We start from the raw sequence: 16,892 nt of genomic DNA on the forward strand, positions 1-16,892 counted from the left end.
CTTTTGATCATGTTATGATATGCGTTTGCCATGGAATTATGGCTGATAGTTTATGGCTGCTGAAGCCTCGGATTCCCCAACACTATTGCTGGCAGATACTTTAAACCATCCGCTGGTGGAAGAGGGAACACCGTAATCCATACTTGTGCCTGACGTGGTTCCAATCTTGGTAAACGGTCCTGAACTTGTCTCGCTGAAGAAGACAGCATAACTCTGTACCTTATCTGCTTCCGGATTCGATGCCCACTGAATCCGAAGCCCTTGGGAGAGAGCAGAGACATTGACTTGACCTGGTGTTCCAGGAGCTGCCGTTGGTGCATTGTCAATCGCTGCTTCTCCTGGAGTAACGACTGTACCAGGAACTTCAATCGGCTCTTCCTCTTCCGTTTTAGGTGGGTTAACACCTGCGCTGCTTACGATTGCACTTGGTGCAGATTCTTTGCCGGCAACGTCCACGGCAGTGACATAAAAGGCAAAGTTACCGCTTGTTGTTGCATAGGCTGAGAATGATCTGGACTCACCCGTAAGCACAACCTGGCCCTGATTCTGGAATCCGGCACCGCCTACGGAACGATAGAGACGATACCCGACGACATCATTTTCAGGTGTACCATTAAATGTGATCACCGCGCGCTCTCCTGAAATAGAGATACGAACATTGCTAGGGGCATCAGGCGCTTTGCCATTATCCCTACGAGGATCAATTTCAGTCGGCAGGTCAGCACCGGCGTCTTCCGGCAGGTAATAAGCAAGTGATTCGTGACGACTCATCCGTTTGAATGCATTTTGCAATTCTTTAATGAGATCAGAGATCGGCTTTTTACGCTTAACGACCGTTTTTTCTTTCAGCATATCCCCAGGTGTTTCATCCCGCGGAATGTAGTTTACACCATTGTACGTAATATATTTTGTTTTAGCGACGGCATCATCACGTTCCTTCGGAATAAATTTGCTGTTGAAAATATCGGTGACAAATTTATCGGTCAGAGATGTTGGCAGCTTGCCGCTGTATGCAGATACTGTCCGGGTTTCGATCCCGGAAGGTTTTTTGAATGAGTTTGTGACAAACAAATCTTTTTGTGTTTCCACCACTTCATTCATAATTTTGGCCCAAAGCTGCTGGGCGCGTTTACGCTGTGATTTGTTATCCAGTGTATTAATAGGCTGCTTATAACCAACCCACACACCGAGTGTAACGTCCGGCGTATATCCTTCAAACCAGACATCGGCGTAGTTTTGGGTCGAACCTGTTTTACCAACAATCGGAACACTGGATCGGTATTTGTAGTTGTCTCGAACTTTATCGGCTGTACCTTCAGTTATTACGGTACGCAGCATGTCGGTCATAAGATAGGCCGTCTGCTCCGAGAAAGCCTGCACAGGCTCCGTGTCGTGTTTATATACAATATTGCCTTTGGAGTCAACTATTTTGCTGATCATGTAGGAGTCATTATATACGCCTTTATTGGCGATTGCACCGTAGGCGCTTGTCAGTTCTTCGACGGTTACACCATATTGGAGTCCGCCGAGTACACCGGTCTGTGCCTGATAATCCTGCTTCTGGATCGTTGTAATTCCGAGCTTTTTAGCAAAAGTCCAAGCTTTTTCAATGCCAACTTCTTCATTGAAAAGTTTCAATGCCGGTATATTCAGGGAATAATTCAATGCCCGGCGAGCCGTTACCAAGCCCTGGTAGCGGTTGTTCGCATTTTTGGCGATATGATATCCACTGGGTCCGTTTTTCAGGATAATTGGTGCATCGTCTATGATGGAGGCTGGTTGAATAAGGCCTTCATCCAAAGCTGGCAGATAGGCGGCAATCGGCTTCATCGTTGAGCCTGGTTGACGGACCATCTGGGTTGCGTAGTTCATCTGTTCATCCTGGAAGCTGCGCCCTTCAATCATCCCGAGAATAGCTCCGGTTTTGTGGTTGATCAGCATTGCTGCTGTCTGCTCTTTTCCTTTGACAGGATCATCGGCAGAGAAGTTGCTGTTATCTTCGGCAATTGTACGCATCGTTTTGTAAATGTTTTTGTTAATCGTTGTATAGATGCGATATCCGCCTGTACGCAGCTGTGACTGAGCTTCCTCCAGCAGTGCACTGTTTTCCTTCTGTAACGCTGCTGCGTCTGTACTTTTGCCTTTTTCTTTTGTTTTGTCCTCGCTCAGCTGCTGCATAATAATCTGTGCAGCTTGGCGCTCCGTTTCCATCATAAGGTATGGATAAGTGTTATAAGCTTTAACGGTTTTTGGAGCAAGGGAGCTTTTGATATCAAAGGCCAAAGCTTTATTGTACTCAGACTGCGTAATCTTGCCAAGTTCAAGCATACGGCGAAGCACGAGATGCTGACGGTTGATGGCGCGATCAAAATTGTCCTCTACAAAGTCGCCTTTACCGTTAAAGGCGGAATAGGAAGAGGGCAGCTGCGGTAAACCAGCCAGATAGGCCGCTTGGGCAGTATTGATTTTTTCAAGATCATTGATATTAAACAGTCCCTTAGCGGCTGCTTTGATTCCATATACGTTATAACCGCTGGAACCATTACCGAAAGGTACCTTGTTCAGATACGCTGTCATGATCTCGTCTTTCGTCAGAAAACGTTCCAGGCGAAGGGACAACAGAATTTCCTTCACTTTACGGTCTTCCGTACGATCCAGATTTAGAAATACACGTCTTGCGAGCTGCTGTGTGAGCGTACTGCCGCCCGTTTGTACCGATTCTTTCAGTACTTTCTGTTTCACGGCGCGCAGTGTCCCGCTCATGTCTACACCTTTATGTTCGTAAAAATGATTGTCTTCAATCGAAACAACGGCATCAATAACCTTTTTTGGAATCTGGTCAAAGGTGACCGGACGCCGATCTTCTTCCGTACGAAGCTGCCCAATCGGACTGCCGTCGGAAAAGTAAGCAAAGCCTGTGATGGAGTTTTCGCTGACTTTTTGTTCAATCAGGGCCCTTGAACGGACAGGTTCGTCTTTTACGATAGAACTGACGTAACCCATCAAAGCGCCGCCGACGAACAATATGCCCATAAATCCAAGCACAACCATCCACTTAACGAAACTGCCCAATTTGCGGACAAAGCTGCGTTTGCGTACAGGCTGTTCTTCAGGCTTTTTCTTAGTAACATCACCCATTCAGTGTCTTCCTCCTTTTAACAGCACTTATTATAGCATAAAAAGACCCGTTTGCATGCCTGAGAAATACAAGTAATGGTCGAAATTTGCCAATCTGGCATGGATTATGCTATATAGCATGTGATATCGGAGGACATTTCATGAGTTCGTCATCAGGTTCTGAACTGCTGGATCAGCTCCAGCAGTTCCTGTGTGAGATGTGCCAGAGAGGCGGAGGCGGCAGTGATCTCCTCCATGGAAGCAAGCTGCTTCTCGGAAGCGGACGCTACCTCGCCTGCATGTAATGCCGTTTCATGTCCAATCGTCTTAAGCTGCTCCAGCGATGAATCGACCTGCTGCGAATCGTCTGATATCTGCTTGGCTATGGCGGAGACCTGCTCGATCTGTCCATTTACATCAGCAATCTGTGAGGAGATGGATATGAAAAGTTCACCACTTTCATTCATCACATCAGCGATGTGAGTGACTTCACTGCTTCCTCTTTCCATATGTTCAACGATCGCGTGGACCTCCTGCTGCACCGATTGGATCAGTGCGGCGATGTCGGAAGCGGATTGTCTGGACTGCTCGGCCAAATTGCGAATTTCGGCTGCTACGACGCCGAATCCGAGGCCGTGTTCACCCGCTCGTGAAGCTTCTATAGAAGCGTTGAGAGCGAGAAGGTTGGTTTGGCGGCTTACTTCGGTAATTATGCCTGTAATACGGCCAATCTCTTCCGAGCGCTGCTGGAAGTGCTCCAGTGCGGTCATGGATGACTGCACTGATGAACTGGCACGCTCCACCATAGCCATGGCTGTCTGTATTTTGTCTGTTCCCGATGAGGTTCGTTCCGTTACGGATCTGGATGCATGGCTCACCTCGGCAGCGGCTTCAGCTATTCTTCCGATCCCTTCGGATATCTCATTCATTGAACGGGAGGAATGCTGCAGCTCCTGAACCTGTTTCTCGGCTTTGTTAGCAACTTCCAGCCCCGTTAGGGCCATCTGTTCTGCCGCTTTACTTGTATCTTCTGCACCGGCGGTTAACTGCTGCGAAGTCGAACCGACCGACAAAGCATGCTCGGATATAACTGAAATCGTATGCCGCAGCGTATTCATCATGTCATTCATATGGACGGCCATGACACCAAATTCGTCTTTGGATTTCACAGGTAATTTCTGTGTCAGATCCCCCTCGGCGAGCTGGCCAACAGCGGCATTAACTCTGTTCAGCTGTTTCACGATAGAGAGGATTGTATAAGTAACCACACCTGCCAGCAGGAGCACGGCCAGGATTGCAATAAGTACGGACCATTTAAGGCTCTCATAGAAAGGCTGCAGAATCACGCTTTTGGGCAGGGCAGAGACCAGATGCCAGCTTGAATCGAGCCCCCGCATTGTCGCGGGTTCAGCGATAAATAAATCCGGCTTACTGCTGTCAACAGCAGCATAGAATCCCGACTCTCCCGTGAGGATTCGCTGAATTAGCCCTTGAGTATCGGCAGAGATCTGAGCGTTTTCCTTCGCTAGTTCGGGCTTGGAGCCGTGAGCCGCAATATGCCCGCCGCTAGTAATCAACATGGCGTAACCTTGATCCGGGTTAAGGGATGCGATATTTTCCTGGAAACGTTCGATCGTAAAATCGGCTCCTACGATGCCGAGGAATGTATTATTTTCATCAAGCAAAGGAAGAACGATAGAGATGAGCAGTGTTTCTTTACCAGCAACCTTATATGTGGTGGGTTCGGACCAATACATGGTTTTGGTTGCTTTTGGCTGTTGATAGTATTTGCTTGTCTCGCTGGTTCCCTCATAAGTGGTGAGTGGTTCGAAATGCAGGCTGCTGCCGTCTCGGATGACATAAGGGACAAAGCGACCGGTAGCATCGTCATACTTCTCTTTATTGACATGTTCGGTGTCCCTGCCATCAAAGGCATCTGGTTCCCATCCAGTATAGAAGCCGAAAACCTTTTCATCCTTTTTCAAGTATTCCTCCAATAGACGCACCACATCCTGACGACTCAGTGATCCGCTCTTCGAAGCATCGAGCAGGGTTGTACTTAAGCTGTCCAACGTGTTTTTTACCTGATTCATGTCTGTCATAAATTCGCTCGCAGCTGCATTTGCAGATCGTCCTGCAACGGTTTCGCCATACTGCAGGCTTTTGTCGTAGATGGCTTTGGTGTTAAAGGTAATTAATGCGCCGATGGAGAAGAGCAGTACCAATCCGAGCAGTAATCCCAGCTTTACGCCAAGCCTGGTGTTTCGTAAAAATTGCATATACACACCCCCTATGATGTCGTTCTAGTTATGTTCAATTGCTTCGTACGTTCGTCTTGCCTCCAAAAGGGGACTAACCATATTATCGTTATGTAGGGGCCGAGAATGAAGATTTTAGGAGGAAAAGTGTAAACCAAAAAAAGCTGCCGGGAAAATCCCGGACAGCTTTTTTTGGTTGTGATCCAACGATTAACGGTTGTAGAACTCGACGATTTGTTTTTCGTCGATGTCTTGGGACAATTCAGCGCGCTCAGGCAAGCGGATGAATTTACCTTCTACAGCAGCTTCATTGTATTCAACGTATGCTGGAAGATGCGAACGGTTTTCCAAAGCTTCCTTAACGGAAGACAGACCGCGGCTTCTTTCACGCAAGCCGATTACATCGCCAGTGCTTACTTGGTAAGAAGCGATGTCGACTTTTTTGCCGTTTACAGTTACGTGACCGTGTGCTACCAATTGACGCGCTCCAGCGCGGGAGTTAGCAAAGCCAAGACGGTAAACGAGGTTGTCAAGGCGGCACTCAAGCAAGAACATGAAGTTCTCACCGGCAATACCTTGCATTTTTTGCGCTTTGGAGAACAATGTGCGGAATTGTTTTTCACCCAAACCGTACATGTGGCGCAATTTTTGTTTTTCTTGCAACTGCATACCGTAGTTGCTCATTTTTCTGCGTTGGTTAGCTCCGTGCTGACCTGGAGGGAAAGGACGTTTCAATTCTTTGCCTGTTCCGCTCAGGGAAATGCCGAGGCGACGGCTTAATTTAAATTTAGGACCAGTGTAACGTGCCATGTTTAAAGTAGCTCCTTTTTAGTTAAAGTTCATATAGGGCTCTGTTTGCGCTCCAATTTGTTGATGCGGGCTTGGCCTCGCATAGAACGATCAGGAAAGTTCAGCCGCTGTCCTGAAAGCAACAAAAAGAATGAGGGTGACACAACCGGTAATGCCCAAATTTAAAGACCGTTTAGTAGTCTTCATCAACAATTTATTCTACATCCCCGGAGACTTAAAGTCAAGTAATACATGAAGTCAGAAAAACGTCTAAATTTGTCGATAGGTCATTGGGCCTAAAATAATGGGACAATTTTCTGAAATATGGATGCAAAAAAGCTTCAAACAGAGTAAAATAGATGGTATCTTAACTTTAAACAATCTTGTCTATCAAGGATTTACTAATGTTTTGCAGATTTGCGATAATCGATGCAGATTAATGCATCCTGCCGGGATGCAAAAACGGTGCAAAGGAGCGCCTGACATGTTGGAACATCTAAGAAGTTTACCTGCCAGCCTGAAATCGCGAAGTGCGGGCGATTCCACATCGTTTACTGTGCTTCCATCTCATGATGACCACGCGTTGTGGATGCAAAAAATGGATATCACACCTTTCGATTTCTCATATTTAAGCAGTTTATTGGAACAAGCGTATAAGGATTGGATAAACCAGAATGATACTGCATCGGACAGGCCGTATGCTGTTTACAGCGTATGGAACACCGAAGGTGAGTGTGTGGGGGGAGACCCAGTTCATGGTATGGATTCAGATATCAATGTACGTTCGATGGTTGTGGAATGTACCGAGAAGGGACACACCTTGTCCCAAAGCGGCAGCAGCAGGCAGGGAAGTTATCTGCTGATTGCCGAGCCTCTTTTTTCAAGAATAAATAAAGACATGTTCGCCGTATTTACTGCATTAGTTTTTGAGGATGGCCGATCCGAAACGTCAGAAGCTGTAGTTCGATCTGAGGCACTGCATTATCGCACCTGCTTTTACCGAAGATTTGAATACATATTTATGACGGACCTGCTGCATGCGCATGAACAAACAGCGAGGGAAGAACACCGGAGATCCATTCTTTTTCAGATTGTACAGCGCATGCATGACAAGATGGATGTCGGAGCCATATTGGATGAGGTATTTGTCAGTATGGATTATCTTTATCCATCCACACACATTATGCTGTATATGTCTCAGGATCAGAGGAACTTTAATCCCCGGATTAAACCGCTCCATGTGCATGAACGTGGAGAAGATATCTGTGTGCGGTCTTTCATGGAAGGAAAGCTGATCGTTTCCCGGTCTGAGGAGCTGGACAGACGCATTATCGAAGTCGGTTTGCCGCTGAAGGGCAAACAGGGGATCTATGGCGTTTTTCATATCGAAATGAATGAGGAATTGATGGAGGATTCCGATCTGCAGCTGATTGCGATGATGGCGGATACCGCGGGGACCGCCTTCGAAAATGCGAAGCTCCATGAACAATCGCATAAGCTGATTCAGGAACTTCGTGTAATCAATGATCTGACACAGCGTCTGAATAAAAGCCTGCAGTTGATGGAAATCTATCAATTTTCCGGGCAGGAGCTTAAGAACATATTTCTTGCAGACTTTTTCTGTATCCTGCAGTTAAATGACACAACAAGCCGGTTTGAGGTGATGTCCACCAATATAAAAAACTTAGGGGATAGAACGTATCCAGTCGACTCCGGGATTGCGGGTTATGTCTATCAGACCGAAGAGCCGTTGATTATATCTGACTATACACAGTTTGATAAAGTGACATCCAGTTTCATGGAACTGACCAGCGCGATGTCTTTAATCGCATCTCCAGTCAGAGTGGATGGACATGTGAAGAGTGTCATTTTGCTTGCCCATGTGCGAGAGCATTTCTTCTCCTATGAGAACTACAGGCTGCTGCAGATGTTGTCCATTCACATTGGCCTTGCGCTGACTAATGCCACCCTGCATGCTGAAGTGCGGCGTTTGGCTAACCTGGATATGCTGACAGGACTATACGTAAGGCATTACCTGGATAACATTATTCATGAACGTCAAGCCCATGATTACTGCGGTTCGTTAGTTGTTGTCGACATTGATCAGTTTAAACAGGTGAATGATACGTTTGGTCACCAGACAGGGGATCAGGTACTCAAGCAGGTGAGCGATATTGTCACAAGTTCGGTTCGGGCCGAGGATATCTGTGCAAGATGGGGCGGGGAAGAGCTTGCGATCTACATGCCCCAGATTGGCATTCAGCAGGCTCTTGTATATGCGGAACGGATTCGAATGCGAGTGGAGGCGGAGACTCGGCCGTCCGTAACGGTATCCAGTGGGATCGCCGAGTGGAACTGGATGGATGAAAAAGTCAGTGTGGAGTCCCTGTTCTACCGTGCAGACATGGCGCTGTACAGTGCAAAGAACGGTGGACGTAATCGAATTGTTATTGAGGAACAGGAAGTTACACGTTAAGAGAGAATCATTCCGGCTGCGGAGTGGCTTCTCTCTTTTTGTTTTGAAGAGCAGCTCTGTACGAAAGCAAGGAAGGTTCTGTCAAGTCGTAAAGTATGAAGTATAAGTGCATATTGTCAGGGCAATCTATGGAGAAAATGACTGAAAGGTGGAATGGATATGCTGAACCGCCAGTCCAAGCTTGTTTTATGGCTGACATTGGGCCTTATCTTGACGGCTGTTCCGGGCTGCGGGATGCTCCAGCAGGACCGTACGCCGGAAGAAGTGTTCTCTCTGGCATTATCGGGCATAGCCGGCAAGGAAACTTTAACGTTCGAAGGACAGGCAGGATTACGACGGGAGAACAGCGGAATGTTTGAAAATCAGTTCAAGTTTGAAGGCAGGCTGGAAGATCATGACCGGCTGACGCTGCAGACCCGATTACCAGGTGCGGTGACCGCAGCGGGTTCTGGAGTACATCTCAATGCGGTCAATAATAACGGGCAGCCCAGCGGCTTCAGTGCCTCTTTTGCGCGGAAAAAAGGACAGTGGACGGCTTTGACGGCGCAGCATGAGCCTTTGCGTGGATCCTTATCCCGGTTTAATCCTATTGCACAATTAGAGAAGATCGACAGTATGAAGAAGACGATTCAATCCGAATATGGCTCGGGTCGTCACACCCGCATCCTGCGCATCGAACTTGCGCCAGAGGCCGCCAAAGCTTGGGCCGCCAGCCAGCTGACCGACGAGATGAACGCCATCCGGGCTGAATATATGCATAAGGCAGATCAAGTAAAAGGTGCAGACAGGAAAAAGCTGGAACAGGAACTGGAGAAGGTGTGGCAGCAGGGAGAGGATACGATGCAGCAGTTGATCCAAAAGGCTGACGTACAGACAGTGTATCATCTGACGGTCGATCGCAAAACCAGTCTGCCAACACGTCTTTCCTCCGAAAGCCAGGTGAAATACACGGATAACGGCAGCAGAAGGAATGTGGAAGCTTTGGTAACCGATGTGAACTTTAAATCATATCAATAAACAAAACCTGTGACTGCCTGCTGACGGGATGCCTGGTGCGTGCTACAATAGTAACGTAATTTACCGTTGTTCAATTCCATTGAATGGCAGATGACAGGAGGATTTATCATAATGAAAGACCCTAGAATTCAGAAGCTTGCTGCGAACCTGGTAGGTTATTCTGTTGATGTACAGCCCGGCGAAAACGTATTGGTTGAGATGATTGGATCAGAGCGTGATTTGATTAATGCCATTATTGAAGAAGTGGGCAAAAAAGGCGGTAACGTTTTTGTACAGCTGACGGATCGAACCGTTCAGCGCGCAATGCTGCGAAATGCTACGGAAGACATGATGAAAACGTGGGCAGAGATTGATTTGAACCGTATGAAACAAATGCATTGTTACATCGGTATTCGTGCTGGAGAGAACGTGAACGATCTGTCCGATGTGCCGGAAGAAAAAATGAAGCTTTACAACTCCCTGTACTCCCACCCGGTACATAGCGAACAGCGTGTCAAACACACGAAATGGGTTGTGCTTCGTTATCCTAACGCAAGTATGGCCCAGCTCGCGAATACAAGCACGGAAGCTTTTGAAGACTTTTACTTTGACGTATGCAACCTGGACTATGCCAAAATGGACAAAGCGCAGGATTCGCTTGCTGACCTGATGAAACGTACCGACAAAGTACGCATCACAGGACCGGGAACCGATCTGAGCTTCTCTATTAAAGATGTCGGTGCAGAGAAGTGTTCCGGGCAGAAAAACATTCCGGACGGTGAAGTATACAGCGCGCCTGTTCGCGATTCCGTGAACGGTACGATCAGCTATAACACACCAACGCTGTATAACGGAATTACGTTTGAGAATATTAAATTCACATTCAAAGACGGCAAAATTGTGGAAGCTTCCAGCAATGACACGAAACGTCTGAACGAAATTCTGGACTCAGACGAAGGTGCACGCCATATTGGTGAGTTCGCGATTGGCTTCAATCCGCACATTCTGCACCCGATGAAAGACATTTTGTTTGATGAAAAAATTGCAGGCAGTCTGCATTTTACGCCAGGTCAGGCATATGAAGAAACCGATAACGGAAATCGTTCATCGATTCACTGGGATCTTGTATTGATTCAGCGTCCGGATTACGGCGGTGGCGAGATTTATTTCGATGATGTGCTCATTCGCAAAGACGGCATCTTTGTCATTCCTGAGCTGGAATGTCTGAATCCCGACCAGTTGATGTAGGCGCTGTATTTTGCAGTTGCTAGGAAAACGGATTCACGGTATCATGTAGTGGTAATTAATAGATGATACCAAAAGTGAAAAGACGGAGGGATTCCTATGTCGAGTAATAACGCGGCTGTAGTGGAAATTGCTCAAACAGCAGGCAAGTTTACTTCTTCAATCGTGCTTCATTCAGAGAACAAGTATATCGATGTAAAAAGTATTCTGGGTTTGTTTACAACGCTGATCAGCACGCACAGTTATGAACTGCATGTTCATGGACCGGATGCGGATGAAGCGAAGGCAGCAATGTCGGAAGTATTTGCAAAGCACGGCCTGAATGTGAACATCGCATCTGAATAACAGCATTTAAGAAACACCTCTGCCGCTGGCAGGGGTGTTTTTAAATAGCAGCAGCGCAGCCCTTTGGGCAAAGGCACTTGGAAATAAAAGAAAAGGCTGTAATAGAGCTCACAGTTCGGATGGATATTTTGGTCAGGTTCTTGTATTAGGTCTTCATTTCGTCTAATATTAGAGGTAGAACGTCTTTACGCGATTTTTGGGACATAGGGGGGAAATGATGCATGACTTCATCTGATCTGCAGGACCAGCTGAACCTGAAAGCAATCAGTCTTCTTCAAGAAGATGCAGATAAAATACAGAAGCTTATTGAAGTACAGATGGAGAATCTGGCTACCCGCTACTGCCCTCTCTATGAGGAAGTATTGGATACACAGATGTATGGGTTCTCCAAAGAAGTTGATTTTGCTGTTCGTGCAGGTCTCCTTCCAGAAGGTACAGGTAAGCAGATGGTTAGCGCGCTTGAGCGGAATTTAGCGATTTTATATGAAGCCTTGAACAAAAAGAATGAGCAATAGCCTGCAATCGCGCGGGTCAGAATAGAAGGCATGCAAATTCGTTGCATGCTTTTTTTGTATGTGAAAATGCTGTGCAGCCGCACGGGTGTAAGTCTAAATCCAAGAGAAAACACTCGGAATAAGCAGGGTCTTTGCTGCGCTGTAACCAAGTAAAGACAGCCGCAGGTAATGGAGTCACCGCGGCTGTCCGATATTCGCTGAAACATGTAAACATAAGTAGCTTGCTGTTATACAAGGAAGAAAGAAACACCCAGAATGATATAAACGACAAGCAGGAGCAGACCTTCATACCAGTTGGTGGAGCCGTCCTGTGTGATCGACTTGGCTATAAATACGGATACGCCGATGGCGACAAGTTCAATCGTGGTAAACACGATATCCATCGTACGGCCAGTAAAATAACTGACAAAGATCAGCACGGGAGCTACAAAAAGTGCAATCTGCAAACTGCTGCCAACGGCGATTTCCACCGCGGCTCCGATTTTATTTTTCATGGCAAGCATGATCGCTGCGCTGTGTTCGGCTGCATTTCCGATGATTGCCACCAGGAATGCACCAACAAACAGCTCGCTTAGTCCGAACTCGGAAGTAAATACTTCGAGTGTGCCGACAAGCCATTCACTGACAAAAGCAACCATGACTGTTGCAATAACGAGATAAAGGATGGACTTTTTCTTCGACCACGCAGGAGCGTGCTCATGAGGAAGTTCCTCGTCTTTATCATCCGTTACGTCAGCAAGGTAGCTCTTATGTGTGACCATCGAGAATAGCAGCCACGCGATATAAGCCAGAATAAGCAGTCCGGCCACGATTAGACTAAGCGTATTGGTGTCCCGCTGCGTAATGGAATGAGTGTTGAGGAATACGGCAGGCACGAACAAGGCAATGATGGCTACAATCATGAGGGAGCCGTTCAGCCCCGCCAGTGAGACGTTATAGTTCTGAATTTTATACTTCAGTCCCCCGGCAAAGATGCTGAGTCCCAGCACGAGCAGCAGGTTCCCGATAATCGAACCGGTCAGGCTGGCTTTAACCATGTCGAACAAACCCTCTTTGACGAGGAAAATGGCGATAATTAATTCGGCCGCGTTGCCGAAGGTGGCATTCAGAAATCCACCCAGCCGCTGACCGGCATAGTGGGCTACATTTTCGGTAGCTTTGCCTAGAAATCCAGCCACAAAAATAACCGAAATGGCAGATATGACGAACTGCAGAATCGAATCCCATTTCAAGTAGTGGGCGATGGCACTGAGCGCAAAAAAAGCAATCAGCAAAAAGGATGAAATCCGGTTTCTCACACAAAAACACCTCGGTTATTCACTTATTTTGTTTTGAAAATCATGTTATGTACCTATGCGATTAATTTCATATATCAATATAACCAAAAGGTGGCAGGTTGTAAACGCATCTTTTACAGTTAAATTTGCTTTTTAGGGTGGAAACGATTTAAAATACGAGTAACGAAGTGAAGGAGGATGTGGCATGGCAGAACAACTTCAAATGGAGAGCGGAAACATCCGGATTGCCGATGACGTGGTTGCGAAAATTGCCGGAATGGCTGCAATGGAAACGCCTGGAATCGCTGCAATGTCTGGAGGTTTGTCAGAAGGCTGGGCGAAGCGTCTCAGTGGTAAAAACGTGCAGAAGGGCGTAGGCGTGGAAGTCGGCCAGCTGGAAGCAGCCATTGATCTGCGCATCATCGTCCTGTACGAAACCCCGATTCATGAAGTCTCTCGGATGCTTCAACAGAATGTAAGAGAAGCGGTAGAGACGATGACCGGATTACGTGTAGTTGAAGTGAATGTAAAGGTCGAAGGTGTGTCTTTCAAAGGCGACGATCTGTAAAATCTTCAGCTTCCGCAAATGGGATTGAGGATGGAACAGAGCGGATCTCTCCTCATACAGAAGAAAGCGAAAAAAGACTATGCATCCGCTTGATGCATAGTCTTTTTTGTAATTTGTATCATTCGCTGAGTGCGAAGCGTGTCATCTGAGCCCAATCGCTGTCCATTCAAAACCGTAAATATTCCGAGCGTAGTCCATATTCTAGCGAACACGCCGGATCGAATCACGGGAACGCAGCGCTGGAGATGTGCGCGTCTGTACCGTCACGGATTTGGTCTTTTCTTCCTTGATGGCTTCCAGGTTGTTGGTACGTGAAATGCTGAGCACAATGCCCATCGCAACCATCATAACAAAGAGCGAAGTCCCCCCATAACTGATAAACGGAAGGGTAACACCCGTTACCGGTATTGTTTGGGTGACACCCCCGATATTGATGAAGGCCTGAATCGCAATAAGTCCCATAATACCTATGCCCACCAGCGTTCCGAATGGATCAGGACAGCGCAGTGACACGATAATCCCCCGCCAGATAAAATACAGATAAACGAGCAGGAACAGTGAACTTCCAATGAAACCGAGTTCTTCTCCAATGACGGAGAAAATAAAGTCATTATAGGCGTTTGGCAAATAATGCAGCTTCATGGTGCCTTGTCCAATACCCGAACCTGTAAAGCCGCCATCACCAATGGCTACAAGAGAGCGGTATAAGTTAAGACTTCCCCCATTGATGTCAGACATCGGATTCAGGAAAGCTTGAATTCGGCCGATTTTGTAGTTCTGCTGCGCTGTTACGGTTGTGGCGGGATCCAGCGCAGGAGGATCTGGTGACATGGAAGAAAAGAGGGCATTCGCTCCAAAGGCAAGTGCACCACCCAGTACAACCAGAAGAACAGAACCCAGGATATGCTTCATGCTGGCTCCGCCAGCATAAATGACAAGACCGCAGGTAGATACCAGAATAAAGCAGGTACCAAAGTCAGGCTGCAGCATGATTAATCCTGCAATAAATCCAACGATAATCAATACGGGAAAATATCCTGTTCTGAAGTCGCGGAACCGTTCGCCTTTTTTGGTGATTAAAGCAGCCAAATAAAGAATGATAGCAATTTTGGCAAATTCTGCGGGCTGCAGACTGAATCCAAACACTCGAATCCAACTTCTTGCACCATTTAACATGGCACCCGTTACCAATACAAGTAAGAGCAGTGCTGTGGTGAACAGGAAAAAGGGTGCATAGAGCTTTTTGTACTTGTTAAAACGGATATTCATGGCAAAAAACATGCCAACCAGACCGATCATCGCCCACATAAGTTGTTTTTTCGTGAAGTAAAGGGCATCGTTGTTAAAACTTTTGCTTGCAATTGCGATGCTGGAACTGGAGCTGAATACCATTACCAGTCCAAAGCCCACCAACAGTAAAGTGAGGATTAGCAGTTGAAAATCCGGCGTGCCTCTCTTCGTTCGCGTCTGGGCCTTTTGTTGTTTCATGATATGGCCCGCCTAAGCTTCGAGCAGTTCTTTAAGCTGCTGCAGTTTTTGGGTGGCCAGCTTCACGACTGGCTGTGGAACGGAAGAGTCATAATCAAGTCCATGCGGGAAGGTGGCCTTGCCAAGATAGACCGCTTCGACGGCCAGAACCGTGTCGGGTTTTTCCAGCTTGCCTTCTACCGCGCGCGTATTAATGCGTACAAAGTATTCTGAGTTAGTTTGTTCATCTTCGATTTTGTAGTCATATGTAGCACGGTAGTATTCCCACTGCCACCGGACAAATCCGACTTTCTCGGCGCTCTCATCCAGGTATGCCAAGTCGCTCTTCAAGCCATCCAAGCCTGTATTCTCAAAAATCATAAGCGTTTGATCCTCCTCATAAGCTTCCGAGTATAATTCTCGTGTATTTCTCTAGTTCATGATAGTATGTTTCCCCTTCCCGTGCAAGCTTTCTAAAGGCCTTTCGTATCGGTTTTCATGCAATTCTGCTACAATATACAGCAATAGGTTTGAAGAGGAAGGTTTGGGACGGTTTTGAAGTCCTGTTGACGAACGAAAGGATGGGGTTACATGACAAATAATATATGGTGGGAAGATCTGCAGATCCACATGGTGGAATGGCGGCGTCACCTCCATCGCAATCCTGAGGTTTCCTTTCATGAGGAGAAAACATCCTCTTTTGTGGCTGATATGCTGGAGAGCTTTGGCATTGAGGTCAAACGACATGTAGGCGGTCACGGGGTGATCGGAATTCTCCGCGGGGACAAGCCTGGACCTGTTGTGATGCTGCGGGCCGATATGGATGCACTGCCGATCCAGGACGAGAAAGATGTTGAATACGCCTCGCAGCAGGCCGGGGCGATGCATGCTTGCGGTCACGATGGGCATATCTCGATGCTGTTGGGAACCGCGCTCTATTTCAGCAGGCATAAACATGAAGTGCGGGGTGAAATCCGCTTTTTGTTCCAGCCGGCGGAAGAACTGCTTCCGGGCGGTGCCGTGCAGGTCATTGCTGACGGCGCACTGGAAGGTGTAGATGTCATCTATGGCATACATCTATGGACGCCGATCCCTGCCGGCTTCGTTGCAAGCACAGCAGGCCCGATGATGGCGGCGGCAGACGATTTTTATATCGATATCAAAGGAAAAGGCGGTCACGGCGGTATGCCGCAAGCTACAATTGATAGTGTCGTTGCCGGCTCCGCACTGGTGATGCAGCTTCAGACAATCGTCAGCCGCTCGGTTGATCCACTGCGCCCGGCTGTACTGACCATTGGTACAATGCAGGCGGGATCTGCACAAAATGTGATTGCCGAACAATGCAAATTGAGCGGTACAGTACGCACATTCGATGAAGAGACGCGAAATGCAATGAAGGAACGAGTACTTGCTATGGTGTCGCAGACCGGTGCCGCATATGGGGCAGAGACTCAGGTGAAGTATATTATGGGATATCCACCTGTTGTTAATGATGAGCATGAGACTGCACGGTTTTTCCGTGAGGCTGGAGCCGCGTTCGGGGCGGATCGGGTTCAGAATTCTCCCATGCTGATGCCTGCAGAAGATTTTGCTTATTACCTGCAGAAGATTCCTGGGTGCTTCATGTTTGTCGGTGCAGGCAATCCGGAGAAAAATGCGGTATATCCGCACCATCACCCGATGTTTGATTTTGACGAAGACGTTATGCAGACGGGCGTAAAACTGTTTGCTGCTATGGCTAAGGGTTACGCAGCCGAATGTTAAATATTGTAGTTGGGCATCCTGATCATACCGAGGTATGGACAGGGTGCTCTTTTTGTTTCTTAAATGAAAAAAGAT

Annotated in this window: 13 protein-coding genes; 7 read left to right on the forward strand and 6 right to left on the reverse strand. The window is 47.3% G+C overall.

Features of this window, described 5'->3' with window-relative positions; all coding sequences use genetic code 11:
- Positions 1–36: 36 nt before the first annotated feature.
- The 3 genes from ABXS70_RS06725 to rpsD all read right to left on the reverse strand — a co-directional run bounded on the left by ABXS70_RS06725 (position 37) and on the right by rpsD (position 6,185).
- The gene (locus ABXS70_RS06725; RefSeq protein ID WP_342551956.1) at positions 37–3,138 is read right to left on the reverse strand and encodes a transglycosylase domain-containing protein; all 3,102 of its coding nucleotides are present in this window, start codon (positions 3,136–3,138) and stop codon (positions 37–39) included.
- A 152-nt stretch (positions 3,139–3,290) separates the two neighbouring features.
- A complete protein-coding gene (locus ABXS70_RS06730) occupies positions 3,291–5,396 on the reverse strand; it encodes a methyl-accepting chemotaxis protein (protein WP_342551955.1) in 2,106 nt (701 codons plus the stop codon).
- 189 nt (positions 5,397–5,585) lie between these two features.
- Positions 5,586–6,185, reverse strand: coding sequence for a 30S ribosomal protein S4 (rpsD, locus tag ABXS70_RS06735; protein ID WP_342551954.1), 600 nt, complete (start codon positions 6,183–6,185; stop codon positions 5,586–5,588).
- Positions 6,186–6,648: 463 nt separating this feature from the next.
- Between rpsD and ABXS70_RS06740 the strand changes: the two genes are divergently transcribed.
- The 5 genes from ABXS70_RS06740 to ABXS70_RS06760 all read left to right on the forward strand — a co-directional run bounded on the left by ABXS70_RS06740 (position 6,649) and on the right by ABXS70_RS06760 (position 11,741).
- The gene (locus tag ABXS70_RS06740; protein ID WP_342551953.1) at positions 6,649–8,640 is read left to right on the forward strand and encodes a sensor domain-containing diguanylate cyclase; all 1,992 of its coding nucleotides are present in this window, start codon (positions 6,649–6,651) and stop codon (positions 8,638–8,640) included.
- 159 nt (positions 8,641–8,799) lie between these two features.
- Positions 8,800–9,657, forward strand: a complete 858-nt coding sequence (locus ABXS70_RS06745) for a hypothetical protein (RefSeq protein WP_342551952.1) — start codon at positions 8,800–8,802, stop codon at positions 9,655–9,657.
- Positions 9,658–9,768: 111 nt separating this feature from the next.
- A complete protein-coding gene (locus ABXS70_RS06750; protein WP_342551951.1) occupies positions 9,769–10,884 on the forward strand; it encodes an aminopeptidase in 1,116 nt (371 codons plus the stop codon).
- Positions 10,885–10,980: 96 nt separating this feature from the next.
- Positions 10,981–11,226 (forward strand): HPr family phosphocarrier protein, encoded by a 246-nt coding sequence (locus ABXS70_RS06755; protein WP_090923662.1) that lies wholly within the window; start codon positions 10,981–10,983, stop codon positions 11,224–11,226.
- Positions 11,227–11,447: 221 nt separating this feature from the next.
- Positions 11,448–11,741, forward strand: a complete 294-nt coding sequence (locus tag ABXS70_RS06760) for a YlaN family protein (protein WP_111271074.1) — start codon at positions 11,448–11,450, stop codon at positions 11,739–11,741.
- A gap of 227 nt (positions 11,742–11,968) precedes the next feature.
- Here the strand turns inward: ABXS70_RS06760 and cax are convergent, their stop codons facing one another.
- Positions 11,969–13,039, reverse strand: a complete 1,071-nt coding sequence (gene cax / locus ABXS70_RS06765) for a calcium/proton exchanger (protein ID WP_342551950.1) — start codon at positions 13,037–13,039, stop codon at positions 11,969–11,971.
- A 184-nt stretch (positions 13,040–13,223) separates the two neighbouring features.
- Here cax and ABXS70_RS06770 point away from each other — a divergent pair, with 184 nt between their 5' ends.
- Positions 13,224–13,586 (forward strand): Asp23/Gls24 family envelope stress response protein, encoded by a 363-nt coding sequence (locus ABXS70_RS06770; RefSeq protein ID WP_090923659.1) that lies wholly within the window; start codon positions 13,224–13,226, stop codon positions 13,584–13,586.
- Between the two features lie 201 nt (positions 13,587–13,787).
- Here ABXS70_RS06770 and ftsW read toward each other — a convergent pair whose 3' ends face one another.
- Both ftsW and ABXS70_RS06780 read right to left on the reverse strand, forming a co-directional pair.
- Positions 13,788–15,074: a putative lipid II flippase FtsW gene (gene ftsW, locus ABXS70_RS06775; RefSeq protein ID WP_342551949.1), complete on the reverse strand. Its 1,287-nt coding sequence runs from the start codon at positions 15,072–15,074 to the stop codon at positions 13,788–13,790.
- Positions 15,075–15,086: 12 nt separating this feature from the next.
- Positions 15,087–15,434 (reverse strand): YugN family protein, encoded by a 348-nt coding sequence (locus ABXS70_RS06780; RefSeq protein WP_090923657.1) that lies wholly within the window; start codon positions 15,432–15,434, stop codon positions 15,087–15,089.
- A gap of 210 nt (positions 15,435–15,644) precedes the next feature.
- Between ABXS70_RS06780 and ABXS70_RS06785 the strand changes: the two genes are divergently transcribed.
- Positions 15,645–16,817 carry a M20 family metallopeptidase gene (locus ABXS70_RS06785; RefSeq protein WP_342551948.1) on the forward strand — a complete coding sequence of 391 codons (1,173 nt, stop codon included), beginning with the start codon at positions 15,645–15,647 and terminating at the stop codon, positions 16,815–16,817.
- The last annotated feature ends 75 nt before the right edge of the window (positions 16,818–16,892 follow it).

It is taken from the genome of Paenibacillus sp. AN1007 (assembly GCF_040702995.1).
Classification (GTDB): domain Bacteria; phylum Bacillota; class Bacilli; order Paenibacillales; family Paenibacillaceae; genus Paenibacillus.

Coding starts and splice junctions, on each gene's coding strand:
- ABXS70_RS06755 (WP_090923662.1), top strand. CDS start 10,981: ATGTCGAGTAATAACGCGGCTGTAGTGGAAATTGCTCAAACAGCAGGC.
- ABXS70_RS06725 (WP_342551956.1), bottom strand. CDS start 3,138: ATGGGTGATGTTACTAAGAAAAAGCCTGAAGAACAGCCTGTACGCAAA.
- ABXS70_RS06780 (WP_090923657.1), bottom strand. CDS start 15,434: ATGATTTTTGAGAATACAGGCTTGGATGGCTTGAAGAGCGACTTGGCA.
- ABXS70_RS06745 (WP_342551952.1), top strand. CDS start 8,800: ATGCTGAACCGCCAGTCCAAGCTTGTTTTATGGCTGACATTGGGCCTT.
- ABXS70_RS06770 (WP_090923659.1), top strand. CDS start 13,224: ATGGCAGAACAACTTCAAATGGAGAGCGGAAACATCCGGATTGCCGAT.
- ABXS70_RS06740 (WP_342551953.1), top strand. CDS start 6,649: ATGTTGGAACATCTAAGAAGTTTACCTGCCAGCCTGAAATCGCGAAGT.
- rpsD (WP_342551954.1), bottom strand. CDS start 6,185: ATGGCACGTTACACTGGTCCTAAATTTAAATTAAGCCGTCGCCTCGGC.
- ABXS70_RS06785 (WP_342551948.1), top strand. CDS start 15,645: ATGACAAATAATATATGGTGGGAAGATCTGCAGATCCACATGGTGGAA.
- ftsW (WP_342551949.1), bottom strand. CDS start 15,074: ATGAAACAACAAAAGGCCCAGACGCGAACGAAGAGAGGCACGCCGGAT.
- ABXS70_RS06760 (WP_111271074.1), top strand. CDS start 11,448: ATGACTTCATCTGATCTGCAGGACCAGCTGAACCTGAAAGCAATCAGT.
- ABXS70_RS06730 (WP_342551955.1), bottom strand. CDS start 5,396: ATGCAATTTTTACGAAACACCAGGCTTGGCGTAAAGCTGGGATTACTG.
- ABXS70_RS06750 (WP_342551951.1), top strand. CDS start 9,769: ATGAAAGACCCTAGAATTCAGAAGCTTGCTGCGAACCTGGTAGGTTAT.